This window comes from Silicimonas lutimaris, from assembly GCF_047314965.1.
Taxonomy (GTDB): Bacteria; Pseudomonadota; Alphaproteobacteria; order Rhodobacterales; family Rhodobacteraceae; genus JAVJUV01.
This window is the reverse complement of the sequence record NZ_JBLBVK010000047.1, coordinates 64,958-81,043: the sequence shown is the minus strand read 5'-3', so window position 1 is coordinate 81,043 and position 16,086 is coordinate 64,958. Positions and strand designations below refer to the sequence as shown.

The 16,086-nt window shown below is 62.7% G+C and carries 18 protein-coding genes and 1 tRNA gene; 10 read left to right on the top strand and 9 right to left on the bottom strand.

The window, feature by feature from the left end; genetic code table 11:
• Positions 1 to 356: 356 nt before the first annotated feature.
• The 4 genes from ACKLNI_RS09620 to pdxH form a co-directional block, all read right to left on the bottom strand.
• Positions 357 to 433: transfer RNA gene (locus tag ACKLNI_RS09620), tRNA-Pro, on the bottom strand.
• A gap of 84 nt (positions 434 to 517) precedes the next feature.
• Positions 518 to 979: a DUF192 domain-containing protein gene (locus tag ACKLNI_RS09615; protein ID WP_413718952.1), complete on the bottom strand. Its 462-nt coding sequence runs from the start codon at positions 977 to 979 to the stop codon at positions 518 to 520.
• Positions 979 to 1,518, bottom strand: coding sequence for a cold-shock protein (locus tag ACKLNI_RS09610; protein WP_413718846.1), 540 nt, complete (start codon positions 1,516 to 1,518; stop codon positions 979 to 981). Before ACKLNI_RS09610 ends, ACKLNI_RS09615 begins: the two co-directional genes overlap by 1 nt.
• A gap of 111 nt (positions 1,519 to 1,629) precedes the next feature.
• Complete coding sequence (gene pdxH, locus ACKLNI_RS09605; RefSeq protein WP_413718845.1) at positions 1,630 to 2,235, bottom strand: pyridoxamine 5'-phosphate oxidase; 606 nt, start codon at positions 2,233 to 2,235, stop codon at positions 1,630 to 1,632.
• 79 nt (positions 2,236 to 2,314) lie between these two features.
• Between pdxH and fabI the strand changes: the two genes are divergently transcribed.
• From fabI to trpE, 6 genes are all read left to right on the top strand, one after another.
• Positions 2,315 to 3,130 carry an enoyl-ACP reductase FabI gene (fabI, locus tag ACKLNI_RS09600; RefSeq protein WP_413718844.1) on the top strand — a complete coding sequence of 272 codons (816 nt, stop codon included), beginning with the start codon at positions 2,315 to 2,317 and terminating at the stop codon, positions 3,128 to 3,130.
• A gap of 4 nt (positions 3,131 to 3,134) precedes the next feature.
• Entirely contained in the window at positions 3,135 to 3,638 is a 504-nt protein-coding gene (gene gpt / locus ACKLNI_RS09595; protein WP_413718843.1) for a xanthine phosphoribosyltransferase, read from the top strand.
• Positions 3,639 to 3,641: 3 nt separating this feature from the next.
• Positions 3,642 to 4,823, top strand: a complete 1,182-nt coding sequence (locus tag ACKLNI_RS09590; protein ID WP_413718842.1) for an aminotransferase — start codon at positions 3,642 to 3,644, stop codon at positions 4,821 to 4,823.
• Positions 4,820 to 5,560 carry a YkgJ family cysteine cluster protein gene (locus tag ACKLNI_RS09585; protein ID WP_413718841.1) on the top strand — a complete coding sequence of 247 codons (741 nt, stop codon included), beginning with the start codon at positions 4,820 to 4,822 and terminating at the stop codon, positions 5,558 to 5,560. Before ACKLNI_RS09590 ends, ACKLNI_RS09585 begins: the two co-directional genes overlap by 4 nt.
• A gap of 70 nt (positions 5,561 to 5,630) precedes the next feature.
• Positions 5,631 to 7,472 (top strand): peptidylprolyl isomerase, encoded by a 1,842-nt coding sequence (locus ACKLNI_RS09580; RefSeq protein ID WP_413718840.1) that lies wholly within the window; start codon positions 5,631 to 5,633, stop codon positions 7,470 to 7,472.
• 1 nt (position 7,473) lies between these two features.
• Entirely contained in the window at positions 7,474 to 8,985 is a 1,512-nt protein-coding gene (gene trpE, locus ACKLNI_RS09575) for an anthranilate synthase component I (RefSeq protein ID WP_413718839.1), read from the top strand.
• 68 nt (positions 8,986 to 9,053) lie between these two features.
• On the opposite strand, the gene ACKLNI_RS09570 is transcribed toward trpE, so the two are convergent.
• A complete protein-coding gene (locus ACKLNI_RS09570; protein WP_413718838.1) occupies positions 9,054 to 9,359 on the bottom strand; it encodes a hypothetical protein in 306 nt (101 codons plus the stop codon).
• 274 nt (positions 9,360 to 9,633) lie between these two features.
• Positions 9,634 to 10,077 carry a type II toxin-antitoxin system RatA family toxin gene (locus ACKLNI_RS09565; RefSeq protein WP_413718837.1) on the bottom strand — a complete coding sequence of 148 codons (444 nt, stop codon included), beginning with the start codon at positions 10,075 to 10,077 and terminating at the stop codon, positions 9,634 to 9,636.
• Between the two features lie 71 nt (positions 10,078 to 10,148).
• On the opposite strand from ACKLNI_RS09565, the gene hpt reads away from it, so the two are divergent.
• Positions 10,149 to 10,694, top strand: a complete 546-nt coding sequence (hpt, locus tag ACKLNI_RS09560; protein ID WP_413718951.1) for a hypoxanthine phosphoribosyltransferase — start codon at positions 10,149 to 10,151, stop codon at positions 10,692 to 10,694.
• Positions 10,695 to 10,820: 126 nt separating this feature from the next.
• Positions 10,821 to 11,420 carry a hypothetical protein gene (locus tag ACKLNI_RS09555; RefSeq protein WP_413718836.1) on the top strand — a complete coding sequence of 200 codons (600 nt, stop codon included), beginning with the start codon at positions 10,821 to 10,823 and terminating at the stop codon, positions 11,418 to 11,420.
• A 7-nt stretch (positions 11,421 to 11,427) separates the two neighbouring features.
• Here the strand turns inward: ACKLNI_RS09555 and ACKLNI_RS09550 are convergent, their stop codons facing one another.
• Entirely contained in the window at positions 11,428 to 12,288 is an 861-nt protein-coding gene (locus ACKLNI_RS09550) for a LysR family transcriptional regulator (protein WP_413718835.1), read from the bottom strand.
• An 82-nt stretch (positions 12,289 to 12,370) separates the two neighbouring features.
• Here ACKLNI_RS09550 and ACKLNI_RS09545 point away from each other — a divergent pair, with 82 nt between their 5' ends.
• On the top strand, positions 12,371 to 12,841 hold the full coding sequence (locus ACKLNI_RS09545) for a c-type cytochrome (RefSeq protein WP_413718834.1): 471 nt from the start codon (positions 12,371 to 12,373) through the stop codon (positions 12,839 to 12,841).
• A gap of 39 nt (positions 12,842 to 12,880) precedes the next feature.
• On the top strand, positions 12,881 to 13,765 hold the full coding sequence (locus ACKLNI_RS09540) for a cytochrome c (RefSeq protein WP_413718833.1): 885 nt from the start codon (positions 12,881 to 12,883) through the stop codon (positions 13,763 to 13,765).
• 48 nt (positions 13,766 to 13,813) lie between these two features.
• On the opposite strand, the gene ACKLNI_RS09535 is transcribed toward ACKLNI_RS09540, so the two are convergent.
• Positions 13,814 to 15,103, bottom strand: a complete 1,290-nt coding sequence (locus ACKLNI_RS09535; RefSeq protein WP_413718832.1) for a tetratricopeptide repeat protein — start codon at positions 15,101 to 15,103, stop codon at positions 13,814 to 13,816.
• A 10-nt stretch (positions 15,104 to 15,113) separates the two neighbouring features.
• A complete protein-coding gene (gene lipA, locus ACKLNI_RS09530; protein ID WP_413718831.1) occupies positions 15,114 to 16,070 on the bottom strand; it encodes a lipoyl synthase in 957 nt (318 codons plus the stop codon).
• Positions 16,071 to 16,086: the final 16 nt, after the last annotated feature.

Below are 16,086 nucleotides of genomic sequence, written 5' to 3'. Positions count from 1 at the left end.
ACTGCTGCAAACCGGAGCGACTCGTCAACGACCTTTTTCACAAAATCGTCACTTTTTTGAGTTGACCCCGACCCTCGCTTGAGCGGTCCGATTCTTCGTGGGATTTACGTCTCCGAAACGGTGCCGGATGCCCCAGACGTCATCATCGCAAAAACCCTTTTCGGGTTGGTAGGTTAGAAGAAGATACCGACACCCGACATGAACACACCCGTCGCGAAAGCGGTCCTTTTTCCGATCATTCCTGAAATTAGCGTCCACCCGGAGAAATGCGCGCGTGCCACAAATTCAGGCAACACATATACCACAGCTAGCGGCTTTCCCCGAAGAGAGCACACTAGATGTAGTTGTTGTGGTGGTGGTCGGGGCGGCGAGATTCGAACTCACGACCCCCTGTACCCAAAACAGGTGCGCTACCAGACTGCGCCACGCCCCGACTCTCTGCGCTGTTAATCGGATTTTCGCCGGGACGCAAATTCCTTTGACCACAAAGACGAGAATCTTTTTGCGGCGTTCCGCGTCAGTCGCAGGGCCAGGCGGCATCCGGCCCGATCGCCGGATGGCGCAATACACTTCCTTCGACGATCCCCAACCGCCCTGCCAGGCCGCCATTGATTTCGAGCACGAACTGAACGTTTTCTCCGCCATCGATTCCTGTCAGGTCCAGCGGTATGGCGTTCTCGTGTATGCGTGTCACGGTTCCCGCGGAGTCCATGAAGATCATGTCGAGCGGGATCAGCGTGTTCTTCATCCAGAACACCGCGCGCTGCGGCCGTTCGTAGACGAACAGCATTCCGGCGCTGCGCGGCATGACTTCGCGATTCATGAGACCCTGAGACCGCTCACGGGGATCGTCGGCAACCTCGACGGAGAATCGCGCGGCGCCCCAGTCGCCCTTCAGATCGACACGTCCGGCATCACATTCCGCAAGCGCAGGCAACGCGTACGCAGCGCATGCGCAAAGCGTTGCAACACATCGGATCAATGGTGATCCTTGAGCGCCGCTTCCCAGCTTGTGACCTGCATGGCCATCCTGCCGCGCTTGCCTTCGACGACCCTCAAGGAGACAGCTTCGCCGGGCTGCAGATCGGCAAGCCCGGACCTGCGAAGGACTTCAATGTGAAGAAAGACATCTTCGGGTCTGCCAAAGACATTCGCGAAGCCAAAACCCTTGGCTTTGTCGAACCATTTGACGCGTGCCGGCTCCAACGGCAGGGACATATCGACGGGTTCGGTGATTTCGCTGTTCTCGTCGGACATCATCGCTGCGCCGACGCCGGTCGCCGGGGGCTCGATGTGGAGGACTTCCACCGCCTGGATCCCGCGCGCGGTTTCCTGAACGATAATCTCGATCCCGGCCGAGTCCGCGATAGAGGACTGACCGAAATTGCGCAGGACATTGGCATGCAAAAGAATGTCCGGACCACCTGTATCGGCAACAACGAAGCCGAAGCCCTTGGTCGGGTCGAACCACTTCACGACACCCGTGACATGCACCCCGTCTTTTTCCGTGTCTGACATAGACAAATTCATCCCTCGGGTCTTTCGCCCTTTATACCGAGTGTGCTTTATCGGCCCCCGGAAATGCAAGGTTAAAGATTGAAAAAATCACAATTTTAAAGCGTGTGCTCATCACGGGTTTAGACGCTGGACCGTCCAGGGGTCCAGCGGGCCGTTTCTGGTCCACCGGAATCGGTCGTGTAGCCTAAACGCCCCATCCGCCCAGAACTCGATTTCCACGGGGCTGATACGGAATCCGCCCCAGAACGGCGGCCGTTTCGGCGAGGTTCCATGGGTCAGGCCAAGTTTCGCCGCCTTTGCCATCAATGCCTCGCGCGAGGCAAGCGGACGAGACTGTTCCGAGGCCCATGCGCCGATCCGGCTTTCCAGGGGGCGCGACGCATAATAGGCATCCGCCTGCGGTCCGTCCTCTTTCGTGACATGCCCGCGCACCCGAACCTGACGGCGCAGCGACTTCCAGTGCATAACGAAAGCGGCCTTTCCACTGGCGATGATCTCCCGCCCCTTGGCGCTTTCATAGTTGGTGTAGAAAACGAAGGCGTCGTCCTCGATTTCCTTCAGAAGCACCATGCGCACGTTGGGCAAACCGTCGGGATCGACCGATGCCAGCGCGATCGCGTTGGGGTCGTTGATCTCGGACGTTTCCGCCTCGGCCAGCCAACTGCGGACGATGGCGAAAGGGTCGTCTCCTGCGAATTTCCCGCTGCGGGCGCTCATCGACTGGTCTCCTGCACTTGATGGTGGTGCCGTGATGGCATAGACCCGGCCCACGGTAAACGGGTCGAGGAACAAGAAAATGACCGGGGGATTGATGGCGGGCAAGCGCGGCCTGATCATGGGACTTGCCAATGACAAATCGATCGCATGGGGCATCGCGAAGGCCGTTGCCGAACAGGGCGCGGAACTTGCCTTTTCCTACCAGGGCGAAGCACTTCTGAAGCGGGTCGCACCGCTGGCCGAACAACTGGGATCGGATTTCGTGATCCCGTGTGACGTCAGCGATACCGACAGCATGGACGCGCTGTTCGCGGCGCTGAAGGACCGCTGGGGCAAGATCGACTTCGTCGTTCACGCGATCGGGTTCTCGGACAAGAACCAGCTGCGCGGACGGTACGTGGACACGACCCGCGACAACTTCCTGATGTCGATGGATATTTCCGTCTTCTCCTTCACCGAGGTCGCGCGCCGCGCCGCAGAGATCATGCCCGATGGCGGATCGCTTCTGACGCTGACCTATTACGGCGCCGAGAAGGTCATGCCGCATTACAACGTGATGGGGCTGTGCAAGGCGGCGCTGGAATGCTCGGTGCGCTATATCGCCGAGGATCTGGGCCGTGACGGCATCCGCTGCAACGCGATCAGCGCGGGCACGATCAAGACGCTGGCCGCAAGCGGCATCGGAGACTTCCGCTATATTCTGAAGTGGAACGAGTACAACTCGCCGATGCGCCGGAACGTCTCGATCGAGGACGTGGGCGGTGCGGCGATGTACCTTCTCTCGGATCTCTCGCGCGGCGTGACGGGCGAGGTTCACCATGTCGACTCGGGCTACCATGTGGTGGGCATGAAGGCGCTGGATGCGCCGGACATGACCTACGACAAGAAGGAGTAAGGTCATGACCGACCGCCTGCCCCACGAGAAAGGCTTTCACGTCAGCTGGGACCAGATTCACCGCGATGCACGTGCGCTGGCATGGCGTCTGGACGGGCGCGGCCCGGACAACGGCACCTGGAAGGCCGTCGTCGCGATCACTCGCGGCGGCATGGCACCCGCGATGATTGTCGCCCGCGAACTGGACATCCGCACCGTCGATACCATCAGCGTGAAAAGCTACGACCACCAGTCGCAAATGGATGCCGTGGTTCTGAAAAGCCCGGACAAGGACATGATGGGCGACGGCACCGGCATATTGATCGTCGACGACCTCGTCGACACCGGAAAGACGCTGGAAGTCGTGCGCAGACTTTATCCGAAGGCACATTTCGCGACGGTTTATGCCAAGCCGCAGGGCGAGCCGATGGTGGACACGTTCATCACCGGCGTAAGCCAGGACACGTGGATCTTCTTTCCGTGGGACATGGCGCTGCAATATGTCGAGCCCTATCGCGGCAAGGAGTGACGCTTGCGCCTGAACCCGGTCATGCTGGCGACCGACGCGCCGCCGATCCCGGAGGCGAAGCGCTGGCTTGACGGCGTGACATTCCCGCCGGAACGCCCCCTTCTGAACGTCAGCCAGGCCGCGCCGGTCGATCCTCCGCCCGAAACCCTTCGGAGAGCCATCGCGGAAGCCGCGTTGAACGACGCAGAATCGCATCTCTACGGGTCGGTTCTGGGCATGGACGATCTCCGTGCCGAAGTCGCGGCGAACTGGTCGGCCCACTACGGCGGCCATGTCGCCCCGGGACAGGTGGCGATCACTGCAGGCTGCAACCAGGCCTTTGTCGCGGTGATGGCGACTCTGGCCGGACACGGGGATGAAGTCATCCTTCCAACCCCATGGTATTTCAACCATAAAATGTGGCTGGACATGACGGGCGTGCGCACCGTTGCTCTGCCCTGCGATACGGCCATGATCCCCCATGCTGGCGACGCAGAGGCGTTGATCACGGACCGCACGCGCGCCATCGTTCTTGTCACGCCGAACAATCCCACAGGCGCGGAATATCCGCCGGAGACCCTTGCCGCGTTCCGCGACCTGGCCCGCGCCAGGGGCATCGCCCTCGTCGTCGATGAAACCTACCGCGATTTCCACAGCCGTCCGGGCGCGCCGCACGACCTGATCGCCGATCCCGACTGGGACGATACCGTGATCTCGCTCTATTCGTTCTCCAAGACCTACCGCCTGACCGGGCATCGTGTCGGTGCAGCAATTGCGTCCTCCAAGCTGCTGAGAGAGATGGAGAAATTTCAGGACACCGCCATCATCTGCGCAAATATGCTGGGTCAGAAGGCGGCGCTTTGGGGAATGCGGAACCTGAGCCAGTGGGTGGCGGGCGAGCGCGCCGAGATCCTCGACAGGCGCGCGGCGGTCGAAGACCATATCGGTCCGCTGGCCGGATGGGACATTCTGGGACTGGGCGCCTATTTCGCCTTTGTCAGCCATCCGTTCGATGCCCCTTCGGACACGGTCGCGCGGAGGCTGGTTCAGGAAGCGGGCGTGCTGGCCCTGCCGGCGACGATGTTCGCCCCCGAAGGCGACCCGATTTGCGCCAAGGGGCTGCGCATCGCATTTGCAAATATCGACCGGTCTCAGATCGCCGAACTCGCCAGACGGCTGGCCGCCATGACACCCGAACGCGCATGAGCGCGCCGAAGGACATGGCGGGGCTGCGCGCTCGGGCACTGGCCGCCCGCGCCTCTGGCCTGCCGCCGGCGCTGCGCGACACGGCGCGCCGGACGCTTGTCGCCTGGATCGACACGGCCGCCGCGCATGGCATGCCGCTGCGCGAGGCCCTGCGGCGCCTGCGGGACGGGGAAGCCGCCCAGCAGGCCGGTCTGGCGGTGATCGCGGGGCAAATGGCCGATTCCGAAGGGCCTGCCGCCTCGGCGGCCTGCGCCGAGGGCTGCGCCTTCTGCTGCATCCTGACGGGCGAGGATGGCGGCACCATGACCGGGGCCGAGGCCAGGGCGATGCAGGCCGCCCTTGCGCCGGTGAGCGGCCAACCGGACGGGCGCGCATGGCATCCTGCCGCCTGCCCGGCGCTCGATCCCGACCGCCGCACATGCCGCGCCTATGACGCGCGACCGATGATCTGCCGCAGTTATCTCTCGCCCGACGCCGCGCTCTGCCAGCGGATCGCAGAGGGCGAGGCGGTCTCCGGTCCCGGCGTTCTCGGGGCCTATCCTGTCTATCTCGCGGTTCTTGCGCTGACCCGCGAAATGCTGCGTGGGACGGTGGCGGTCCCGACCTATTCGCTCCGGCGCATCGCGGCTGGCTCCGTCGCTGGCGAGGATGCTGAAACCGCGCTCGACGCCGCCCGCCACGCGCCCCGCGAACTGACCCGCGAACTGGACCGTCAGGCCGCCGCGATCCGCCGCTGACGCCTGCCCCTTGCCCTGCTTCCGTGGCTCGCGTAGGAAGTCCCGACCTTTGAAGAACGGGCTTTGATACATGGCGAAGAATAAGGCTGGAAACGCGGCGCTCTGGGTAATCATCCTGCTTCTGATCGTGGGGCTTGCGGGCTTTGGCGCGACGAATTTCGGCGGCTCGGTCCGCACGGTCGCCACGGTCGGCGATGCCGAGGTCGACGTGAACGAATACGCCCGCGCCGTCGAGGCCCAGGTACGGAATTTCCAGCGTGCCACCGGCCAGCAACTGACGTTCCAGCAGGCCCGGCTGATGGGCCTGGACAGAACCGCGCTGTCCCAGCTTGTCTCCGGAGCGGCGCTTGAAAACGAGATGAACCGCCTTGGCATTTCGGCCGGCGATGCAGCCGTCAGCGAGGAAATCCTGTCCTCGCCCGCATTCCAGGGCGCGGGCGGCACCTTTGACCGCCAGATTTATGAGCTGTCGCTGGAGCAGAACGGCATCGACGTGCCCGAGTTCGAGGACCGCGTGCGCAGCGATATTTCCAGCGGCCTGCTGCGCAGCGCCGTGGGGTCCGGCGTCCGCACCCCGGAGGTCTTCGTGGATACGCTCTTCAACTACGTGCGCGAGACACGGGACGTGACCTGGGCGCGGCTGACCGAGGTCGACATGACCGAGGCGCTGCCGGAGCCGACCGACGCCGATCTTGCCGCCTTCCACGAGGCGAATATCGCCGAATTCACCCGCCCCGAGACCAAGACCGTGCGTTACGCATGGCTGTCACCGGACATGATCGTGGACCAGATCGAGGTGGACGAGGCGCAGGTGCGCGCGCTCTACGATGGACGCATCGACGAATTCGTTCAGCCGGAACGCCGGCTTGTCGAGCGGCTGGTCTTCACCAGCGAGGCTGATGCGGTGGCCGCCAAGGCGCGCATCGATGCCGGCGAGGCCGAATTCGATGCGCTGGTCGCCGAGCGGGGTCTGACGCTGGCCGATGTCGATCTGGGCGACGTGTCGGCTGCCGATCTGGGCGAGGCCGCCGCGGACATCTTCGCGCTAAACGAACCGGCAGTCGTCGGCCCCCTGCCCTCGAATCTCGGACCCGCGCTGTACCGGATGAACGGAATTCTGGCCGCGCAGGAAACTCCTTTCGAAGAAGCCAGGGAAGAACTGGCCGCCGAAGCCGCCGCCGATCGCGCGCGGCGCATCATCGCCGAGACGATTCCGCAGATCGAAGACCTGCTGGCCGGAGGCGCCGACATGGACCTTCTTGCCGAGCGGACCGACATGCAGGCCGACACCATCGAGTGGAACGTCGACAGCTTCGACGGTATCGCGGCCTATGACGCGTTCCGCAACGCCGCCGGCGCCGCTCAGCCCGGCGACTTCCCGGTGGTGATCGAACTGGACGACGGCGGGATCTTCGCGCTGAGCGTCACCGAGATCGCCGAGCCCGCCCCCATCCCGTTGGACGAGGTGCGCGAGGAGGTCACGACCGCATGGGAACGGGCAGAGACCGGCAAGGCGCTCGCTGCCCGCGCCGAGGCTCTGGCGCAGGACATTCGCAACGGCCGCGAGATGGCGGCGCTGCGGCTTTCGCTGGAAACGGACCGCGGGCTGACCCGCGACACCTTCCTCGACAGGACCCCGCCGGATTTCATCTCTGCGGTCTTCGAAATGGAGCCGAACGAAGTGCGGGTCTTGTCCGCCGATGGCTTTGCCTGGCTTGTGCGTCTTGACGCCGTAAACGCACCGGATCCGACGACACCCGAGGCGGAGGCCGTGCGCGGCCAGTTCGCCGGCCAGACCGCGGTCGAGATGTCGACGGCGCTGATCCAGGCCTACACCCAGTCGCTGCTGGATGAGACACCAGTCGAACTGAACCAGGCCGCGATCAACGCCGTCAACGCGCAGTTGCCCTGATATGGCTCTCGAACCTTCATACGAAGCCTTTGCCGAGGGGTACGACGCCGGCCGCAACCAGCTGGTCTTTACGCGGCTTGCGGCCGATCTCGACACGCCGGTGTCGCTGATGCTGAAGCTCTCGGGCGCGCAGGCAGATGCCTTCATGCTGGAGAGCGTCACGGGCGGCGAGGTACGCGGGCGTTACTCTATCATCGGCATGAAGCCCGACATCATTTGGGAGTGCCATGGCACCGGCGCGCGGATCAACCGGCAGGCCCGTTATGACAGGAACGCGTTCGAGGACGAGACGGCAGACCCGTTGACGTCGCTTCGCGCCCTGATCGAGGAAAGCCGAATCGACCTCCCCGAGAGCCTGCCCGCTGCGTCTGCCGGGCTCTTCGGCTATCTTGGCTATGACATGATCCGGCTGGTCGAACGCCTGCCCGACATCAATCCCGATCCCATCGGCCTGCCCGACGCGGTTCTGCTGCGCCCTTCGGTGGTGGCCGTTCTGGACGGGGTGAAGGGCGAAGTGATCGTGGTCTCGCCCGCCTGGGTCTCGTCGGGCCTGACGGCCAAGGCGGCCTATGCCCAGGCCGCGGAACGAGTGATGGACGCCGTGCGCGACCTCGACCGGCCACTGCCGAATGTCGGACACGGGTTTGGCGAAGCGCTGGAGGTGGCCGAGCCGGTTTCGAACTTCGCCAAGGACGACTACAAGGCGGCGGTCGAGAAAGCGCGCGAGTACATCGCCGCCGGCGACATCTTCCAGGTGGTGCCTTCGCAGCGCTGGCGGCAGGACTTCAAGCTGCCCCCGTTCTCGCTTTACCGGGCGCTGCGCCGAACGAACCCGTCGCCTTTCATGTTCCATTTCGATTTCGGGGGCTTCCAGGTGATCGGGGCTTCGCCCGAAATCCTCGTTCGCGTCTTCGGCGGCGAGGTCACGATCCGTCCCATCGCTGGAACGCGTCCGCGCGGCGCAACCCCGGAACAGGACCGCGCCTACGAGGCGGATCTTCTGTCGGATGAAAAGGAACTGGCCGAGCACCTGATGCTGCTCGACCTCGGCCGGAACGATGTGGGCCGGGTGGCGAAGATCGGCACGGTGCATCCGACTGAAGAGTTCATCATCGAACGCTACAGCCACGTCATGCATATCGTCTCGAACGTCGTGGGCGAGTTGTCGGAGGAACACGACGCGCTCTCGGCGCTTCTTGCGGGCCTGCCTGCGGGCACCGTCTCGGGCGCACCCAAGGTGCGCGCGATGGAGATCATCGACGAACTGGAGCCGGAAAAGCGCGGCGTCTATGGCGGCGGCGTGGGGTACTTCTCGGCAGGCGGCGACATGGACATGTGCATCGCGCTGCGCACGGCCGTGCTGAAGGACGAACAGCTTTACATCCAGGCCGGCGGCGGCGTTGTCTGGGACAGCGACCCGGAAGCCGAATGGCAGGAAACGGTGAACAAGAGCCGCGCGCTGAAAGCGGCGGCGGCGGAAGCCGGCCGGTTCACGCGCGACGGGAACCGCTAGGCGATCGTTTCATTCCCAGAGTTGCGCCGAGCGGCAGAAAGTGCAGCCCGGCACAGGCGCAGAGCGCCTCAGCAATCCTCCGAGGGCAACATCGTCACGTCGGAAAACCGGCCGTCCCAAGTGCTGATCCGGGCACAGGCGCCGGTCGAGCGGTTGAACCAGTAACTGGTCAGCCCTTCTGTGCGGACCACCTCGTAGCCAAGAGCACGCAAGCCTCCATCGGCCTGTCCTGCCCGGGCGCCCTCAAAAGCTGTCACGTCCGTCGAGCTTCCGACAAGCGGCAGGCCCGATTGGCTCGACGAACCGGTATCCTCGACGCAGCCCGCCAAGGCCGAGACTGCGACCGCTCCCAGAGCGAATTCAATGATATGCATATTAAGTCATCCATCTTTGGGTTTTGGAATCACAGCCGAAGCATGGCGAAAGATGAATGATTCTTCCACGGACAGGAGTACGCCTGGAGCCGTTCCCCTGATCAAGCTCTCGGACTTCGGGAAGAATGTTATCAGCGGATGCGAAGAACGCTTGCCATACGTTTTGCCGACGCTTCGCCGACCGATGGCTGACGCTCCCTTTCGCTTGAAGACGGGCATCGCGGAATTGGCCTTGCCCGAACCACGCGCGATTCGCCGGTTTGCAGGGGCGTCGCTATCCGTAGAGATCTGCCGCGCGGCGCTCGAATGCACGCACGACGCGCTGCATCGCTTCGTTGAAGAACACCGTCGCAGTGGCCTGCAGTACGCGGTTCCGGAACTCGAAATCGACGTGGAACGAGACGTCGCAACCATCCTCGACCTGGGCAAAAGACCAGTTGGAAATCATGTACTTGAAGGGCCCGTCCAGGTATTCGGTGTCGATTTTTCGCGCCTCGGGCCAGAGCGTCACGCGGCTGCCGAACCGCTCTCTGAACACCTTGAACGAAATGACGAGGTCAGCCAGCATCACGACATGATCGCCCTCGTCCCGCGTCTCGCGGATCCGAGCCGCTGCCGTCCAGGGCAGGAACTCGGGGTATCGCGCCACGTCGGCCACGAGGTCATACATCTGTTGCGCCGTGTAAGGGAGGCGGCGCGTCTCGGAATGCGTCGGCATGCGCTCTCGGGACTGGTGCTGTCGATGCCCTTAGGTGTAAGGACGGGACGCAAGGGTCAAGGGGGAGCGTGATCGTGACGCAGCCATATGTGATCGACGAGATGATCTCCGCCAAGGCAATCGCCGCGCGGATCGAGGCGTTGGCCGCCGAGATCAAGAAGGCCTACGCGGGCACCGACAAGCTGGTCGTCGTCGGACTGCTGAGGGGCTCTTTCGTCTTCATCGCGGACCTTGTGCGCGAACTTGACATGAACGTCGAGGTCGATTTCCTCGAGGCGTCTTCTTACGGCGACAGCATGGAATCAAGCCGGGAGGTTCGGATTCTGAAGGACCTTCGGGGCGAGATCGGCGGCCGAGACGTTCTTGTCGTGGAAGATATCGTTGATACAGGGTTTACGCTGAGCCACGTTCTGCAGCTTTTGAAATCGCGGAATCCCCGCAAGCTGGAGACGATTGCACTGCTGGACAAGCCGTCCCGGCGCGAGACGGAAATTCGCGCCACGTGGACCGGTTTCGAAATTCCTGACGAATTCGTGGTAGGTTACGGGATCGATTTCGCGCAGAGGAACAGAAATCTTCCCTACATCGGCAAGGTTCGGTTCCTAGAGGAAAGCTGATCGGCGAACCCTTGCCACTGAGGCTGAACTGCCACAACCGGGTCGCGTTCCGGCGCACTGCCTCTGGCTCGTTTCGCTGTTCTGTCGCAATGTCCAAGCGGGTGGGCAAAGGACAGGACGGGACCCTTGCGCACCCTTTCCGTTTCACTTGCTGTTTTCCTTCTGACGCTTCAGGCGCAGGCTCAGGCGATTCCGGATCTGGCCGAGTCGCCCGGCCCCGAAATGGAATTCGAACTGGGCGGTTCGGCCACTCTGGCTGCGAGACTGGCGCCCCAGGACAATATCTCGGGCAGCACGGACAACCCGACGGGCTTTCGCTATCCCGTGATCCCTCCCGTATCGCTGCTGACAGCGGCGGGCCACGGCTATGACCCAGGCGATCTTTCGGTTTTCGGCGGCGGTGAAACCCAGGACGGCGAGGACGTTCTCAGGCTTGGCTCTGCACTGACGCGGGGGCGCACCACCACAGGCATCAGCGTGACCTATGGTTCAGAAAGACAGCGAACCCGTTCGGAGGTGTTCTTGGACTATGCGGTGACCGACAGCTTCAGCGTAGGCCTGTCCGGCATCCTCGCGCAGGACGGGCGACGGACAGATAAGCCACTGGCACGGTTGGGTATCAGCGCCGCCTACACGCTGGAGGACGGCAGCTTCCTGCAAGGTGGCGTAGCAAACGCCCCGGATACAGACCCCGTCTTGGGCCTCTCACTTGGGTTTCGGTTCTAGGGAGCACTCAGCCCATCAGCGTAGGTTCGACTTCGGATAGGCGTTCAGCAAGGTAACTGCGCGCGCGCCGCAACCGCCCGGAATCCAAAAGATCCACATGGCTGGCGACCCAGATCGGCAGAGCGGGCACATCCTCAGGGATTTCGATCAGTTCGAGTTGCGGCCACGCATTGCCCACGAACATCGGAAGGATGGCCCGACCGCGACCCTCGGCCGCGAGAGAGGCCAACATGATGAAGCTGTCAGAAGATACGGGGGCCCGTGCCCCGTGCGCCTTGCTGCGCATCCACTCTCCTGCACTGCTTCGAGCGATCGCGCCTTCGAGTCCAAGCCACGAGCCATCGCAGTCCCCGGTGCTGAAGATCCCGAACCGGAAATTCGCGGCGTGAATACCCGACAGCTCGTCGGGAAGTTTGCGCGCCGGGCGCACGGTGATATCAGCCTGAAGCCTGTCGAAGTCTAGGTGAATATTGCTCGACAGAATACTGATATTGCTTGATATTTCTCTCGGCAACCCTGAAATTATGGGGCCGAGTATGAAGTGGCAGAACGCATCAGTCGATGTGATCCGAATGCTGGATGACAGGTTCGGGCGCTCGGCTTCGATCAGTCGCTCGACCTGACCGAATGCTTCTCCCGCTTCGCGCAATGCCTCGATCAGACTGCGGCGGTCGGCCGATACACGGTAACCTGTCGGGGTCTTTTCAAAGACTTTCAGGCCATGGCGCGTTTCGAAGGCCGCGATCCGGCGAAGCACGGTGGCATGATTTACACCCAAGGTCCGCCCTGCGCTGGCGACGGACCCTTCGTCCGCAACTGCCAACACGAAGCGTAAATCATCCCAGTTCGTCTGTGCACTCGTACTCATGGGTTCCGCATATTCGCATAGTTTCCTTTTGCCTAGCGTAAACTATTTTTCCTAATGCGAGTCACATTTCTGGGAGAACCCAATGACCTTTAAGCGCACCATCATTGCATCTGTCATCATCGCCGCCACAGCGAGCTTTGCCTTTGCAGGCAGCCACGGCGGAAATCCGGCTGTCAAGGCGCGCAAGGCGCATATGCAGCTCTATGCCCACAACCTTGGAATTCTCGGTGCCATGGCGAAGGGCGAGACCGAATACAGCGCAGATGCCGCATCGGCCGCGGCGAACAATCTCGTGGCTCTCGCGAACATGAGCGGGATGAGCTACTGGGCTCCCGGCACCTCCAACGCGGAACTTGGCGAGGAAACCCGCGCCCTTCCCGCAATCTGGGAGGCCGGATCCAAAGCGGGCGAGATCGCGGGGCAACTCCGCGAGGGCGCTGCAGCCCTGGCTGCCGTTGCCGGCAACGGACAGGAAGCTCTTGGACCGGCGCTGGGTCCGGTAGGTGGTGCCTGCGCCGCATGCCACAAGGACTATCGCCAGTCGAACAACTGATGACGTCGCGGGGCCTTCGGGCCCCGCGTATCCTTAGACATGAAAAAGTTTCTCACAGCACTTGCCGTCGTGGGGCTTGCGGTTGTTGCCGCAGGTCTTTTGCTGACTCGCCCAAAGACCGTCGATACGGCGCGCTTCGCGTCGCTGGAGGCAGATTCAAGCCGTGGGGAGACGGTATTCTGGGCCGGCGGTTGTGCATCTTGCCATAAGGCTGAGGGGAGCGAAGACGCTCTCGCTCTTCCCGGCGGACGCCGGTTCGTGACACAGTTCGGAACGTTCGTCGCACCGAACATCTCGCCGGACGCCACACACGGCATCGGGGGATGGACTCTGGATCAATTCGCGTCCGCTTTGCTGGAAGGCACTTCGCCTGAAGGAGAGCACTACTATCCGTCGTTCCCCTACGCGACTTATGCCAAGATGACCGACCAGGACGTTGCCGATCTCTGGGCGTTCCTCCAGACGCTTCCGGCCGAAGATCGCGCAAACGAAGCGCACGAACTGGGGTTTCCGTTCAATATCAGACTGACGCTCGGCGGCTGGAAGATGCTGTTCCTGAACGAGGACTGGGTTCTGACTGATGCGAGCGATCCACAACTGGAGCGCGGGCGTTATCTGGTCGAAGCGCTGGGGCATTGCGCGGAATGCCATACGCCGCGTAACGCGCTTGGTGGACTCGACACGTCGCGCTGGATGGCCGGTGCGCCCAACCCGTCTGGCAAGGGCAACATTCCCGGGATCGCTCCGGGCAAGCTCGACTGGGCCGCCGAAGACATTGCGTATTATCTTGAAACCGGGTTCACGCCTGAGTTCGACAGCGCGGGAGGCGAGATGACCGAGGTCGTCGCCAATATGTCCAAACTGTCCGCGGAGGACCGGGCTGCGATCGCGGTCTATGTGAAAGCGGTACCCGCAGTCGAGTGATTCAAGCTCTTTCGGCCCGAGACTTTCGCAGAAAACGGTTCCAGATTTTCAGGCCGCGGACAGTTCCGGCAAGTCCGGGAGCCCGGAGCGGTAGTCTGTGCGCGGTCGATGCATCGCCAGCAATCTGGCGGCTTCGTCACCCTTGCCCAATCTGAGCAGAGCAATCGCCATGGCATATTCGATGAGGTCACGCTGCGCTCGGCTTCCGCCAAACCGGGCATGTTGCGCCATAACCGGGGTGAGCAGGTTCAGCGCAGAGCGCCAGTCGGCACGGGCCATGGCACCGAACGCCTCGGCAGTCGGTCGAACGATGTCGGCAGCCGGTCCCGCGGCATCGCGCATGACCTTCATCAGCGCTTCTCCATCTCCTGCCATGGCATGGGCCAAGGCCGCATGGATATCGGCGAACTGCACACCCGGAGTGGGAAACGACTGTGTGGCGTAGGCGCTTAGTTCTGCCCAGCGACCATCCGGAACCGCCAGTCCTGCCCATTCAGCACGCGCATAAAGTGACGCAAGGTCCGTCAGGATGTTCAGCGAGGGGCTGACCGAGACCCCTGGCCGGAGATCTCGTTCGACGACCTGCCACATGGCGGTCTCGTCTCCGCTGGCCAATGCCCAGAGGGCAATATGCCAGGCATTGTGGCAGTGCATCAGCGCGGTTCTGTCATAGCCCTTCATCCAGGCGCTGAGAAATGCGAGCCCTTCCGACGTCTCGCCCACTTCGTAGTAGAGATGCGCGCGGTAATGGGCAGCATTGGCGTTTCGCGGATGAAGCTCAAGCGCACGGTCGATGTTCGGCAAAGCGGCATCGAGAAGACCCGATTCCAACTGCGCGAATGACAACTGGCCAAGGAACCACCAGTCGTCGCCAAAATGAGGCGCAAGACTTTCAGTCAATGAAAGGTTTTCCATTTCGCGGCCCGGACGGCCGGAAAATCCCAGCAGGCTGAACACGCCCATCAGCGTCCCGGTGATGATTGCGTCGCACGGCCATTCAGCGGCATGTGCCATCGCGGCCAACCGCGCCGCCTCGGCTTTCCCCCGGATGGCCAGACCAAGCATTGCGATGTGGCTGGCCTCCCGCGGGGTCACGCCACCGAGACGCCCCTCGGCGGCCTCGATGGCCGCCTGCGCCTTGTCGCGAAACCCGAAACTTTGATGCGCGCGGGCAAGACCAGCATGGCCAAGAGCGAAACTATCATCCAGTTCGACAACTCTCGCGAAAGCCGCGGCTGTGTCGGGCCCGGCCGCCAAGAAGTTGTCTACGGCAGAGATATAGGCGTCGCGTGCGTCAGGCGAAGTCGTGGTGAGCAGGTTTCCGTAGCGATCCTTCACCGTATCTGTCTCAGGCGTTCAGTTTCCTGAGACGCGCTTCTCGCAGGCGCGCGAAGTCCTCGCCCGCATGGTAGCTGGAGCGCGTAAGCGGCGTGGCGGAGACCATCAGGAAACCCTTGCCCCAGGCTGCCTTCTCGTATCCTGCGAATTCCTCGGGCGTCACGAAGCGATCAACGCGGTGATGCTTGGGCGTGGGCTGGAGGTATTGGCCGATGGTGAGGAAGTCGATGTCGGCAGCACGCATGTCGTCCATGACCTGGAGAACCGCCTGGCGGTCCTCTCCTAGGCCAACCATGATGCCGGACTTGGTGAACATCGTCGGGTCCAGTTCCTTGACCCGCTGCAGCAGTCGCAGGGAATGGAAATAGCGCGCACCGGGGCGCACTTCCGGGTAGAGGCCCGGAACGGTTTCGAGGTTGTGGTTGAAGACGTCCGGTTTCGCGTCAACGACAACTTCCAGCACCTTCGGATCGCAACGCAAGAAATCGGGTGTCAGGATCTCGATCGTAGTTCCGGGCGACTGTTTGCGGACCGCGCGGATTGTCATGGCGAAATGCTCCGCGCCACCGTCCTCGACATCGTCGCGATCGACCGAGGTGATGACGACATGATTGAGCCCGAGCTTCTTGACCGCATCGGCCACCCGGCCCGGCTCGAACACGTCGAGCGCCTCGGGTGGCTTTCCGGTGGCGATGTTGCAGAAGGTGCAAGCACGCGTGCAGACCTCGCCCATGATCATCATGGTGGCGTGGCCCTGGCTCCAGCATTCGCCGACGTTGGGGCAGCCCGCCTCTTCACAGACCGTGACCAGCTTGTGCTCGCGCATGATATCGCGGGTCTGCTTGTATCCTGTACTTGTCGGAGCCTTGACGCGGATCCAGTCAGGTTTTTTCGGCTGCGGGTTGTCCGGGCGACGCGCCTTCTCGGGGTGCCGCAGTTCGGGAATTTTCAGGTCTTTCGGGCTCATGTCGGCTCCGTCCTCT

Bases quoted from the DNA above. Each gene is read 5' to 3' on its own strand.
- ACKLNI_RS09585 (WP_413718841.1), top strand. From the start codon at position 4,820: ATGAGCGCGCCGAAGGACATGGCGGGGCTGCGCGCTCGGGCACTGGCC.
- trpE (WP_413718839.1), top strand. From the start codon at position 7,474: ATGGCTCTCGAACCTTCATACGAAGCCTTTGCCGAGGGGTACGACGCC.
- ACKLNI_RS09550 (WP_413718835.1), bottom strand. From the start codon at position 12,288: ATGAGTACGAGTGCACAGACGAACTGGGATGATTTACGCTTCGTGTTG.
- ACKLNI_RS09565 (WP_413718837.1), bottom strand. From the start codon at position 10,077: ATGCCGACGCATTCCGAGACGCGCCGCCTCCCTTACACGGCGCAACAG.
- fabI (WP_413718844.1), top strand. From the start codon at position 2,315: ATGACCGGGGGATTGATGGCGGGCAAGCGCGGCCTGATCATGGGACTT.
- ACKLNI_RS09580 (WP_413718840.1), top strand. From the start codon at position 5,631: ATGGCGAAGAATAAGGCTGGAAACGCGGCGCTCTGGGTAATCATCCTG.
- ACKLNI_RS09610 (WP_413718846.1), bottom strand. From the start codon at position 1,518: ATGTCAGACACGGAAAAAGACGGGGTGCATGTCACGGGTGTCGTGAAG.
- lipA (WP_413718831.1), bottom strand. From the start codon at position 16,070: ATGAGCCCGAAAGACCTGAAAATTCCCGAACTGCGGCACCCCGAGAAG.
- gpt (WP_413718843.1), top strand. From the start codon at position 3,135: ATGACCGACCGCCTGCCCCACGAGAAAGGCTTTCACGTCAGCTGGGAC.
- pdxH (WP_413718845.1), bottom strand. From the start codon at position 2,235: ATGAGCGCCCGCAGCGGGAAATTCGCAGGAGACGACCCTTTCGCCATC.
- ACKLNI_RS09540 (WP_413718833.1), top strand. From the start codon at position 12,881: ATGAAAAAGTTTCTCACAGCACTTGCCGTCGTGGGGCTTGCGGTTGTT.
- ACKLNI_RS09545 (WP_413718834.1), top strand. From the start codon at position 12,371: ATGACCTTTAAGCGCACCATCATTGCATCTGTCATCATCGCCGCCACA.
- ACKLNI_RS09570 (WP_413718838.1), bottom strand. From the start codon at position 9,359: ATGCATATCATTGAATTCGCTCTGGGAGCGGTCGCAGTCTCGGCCTTG.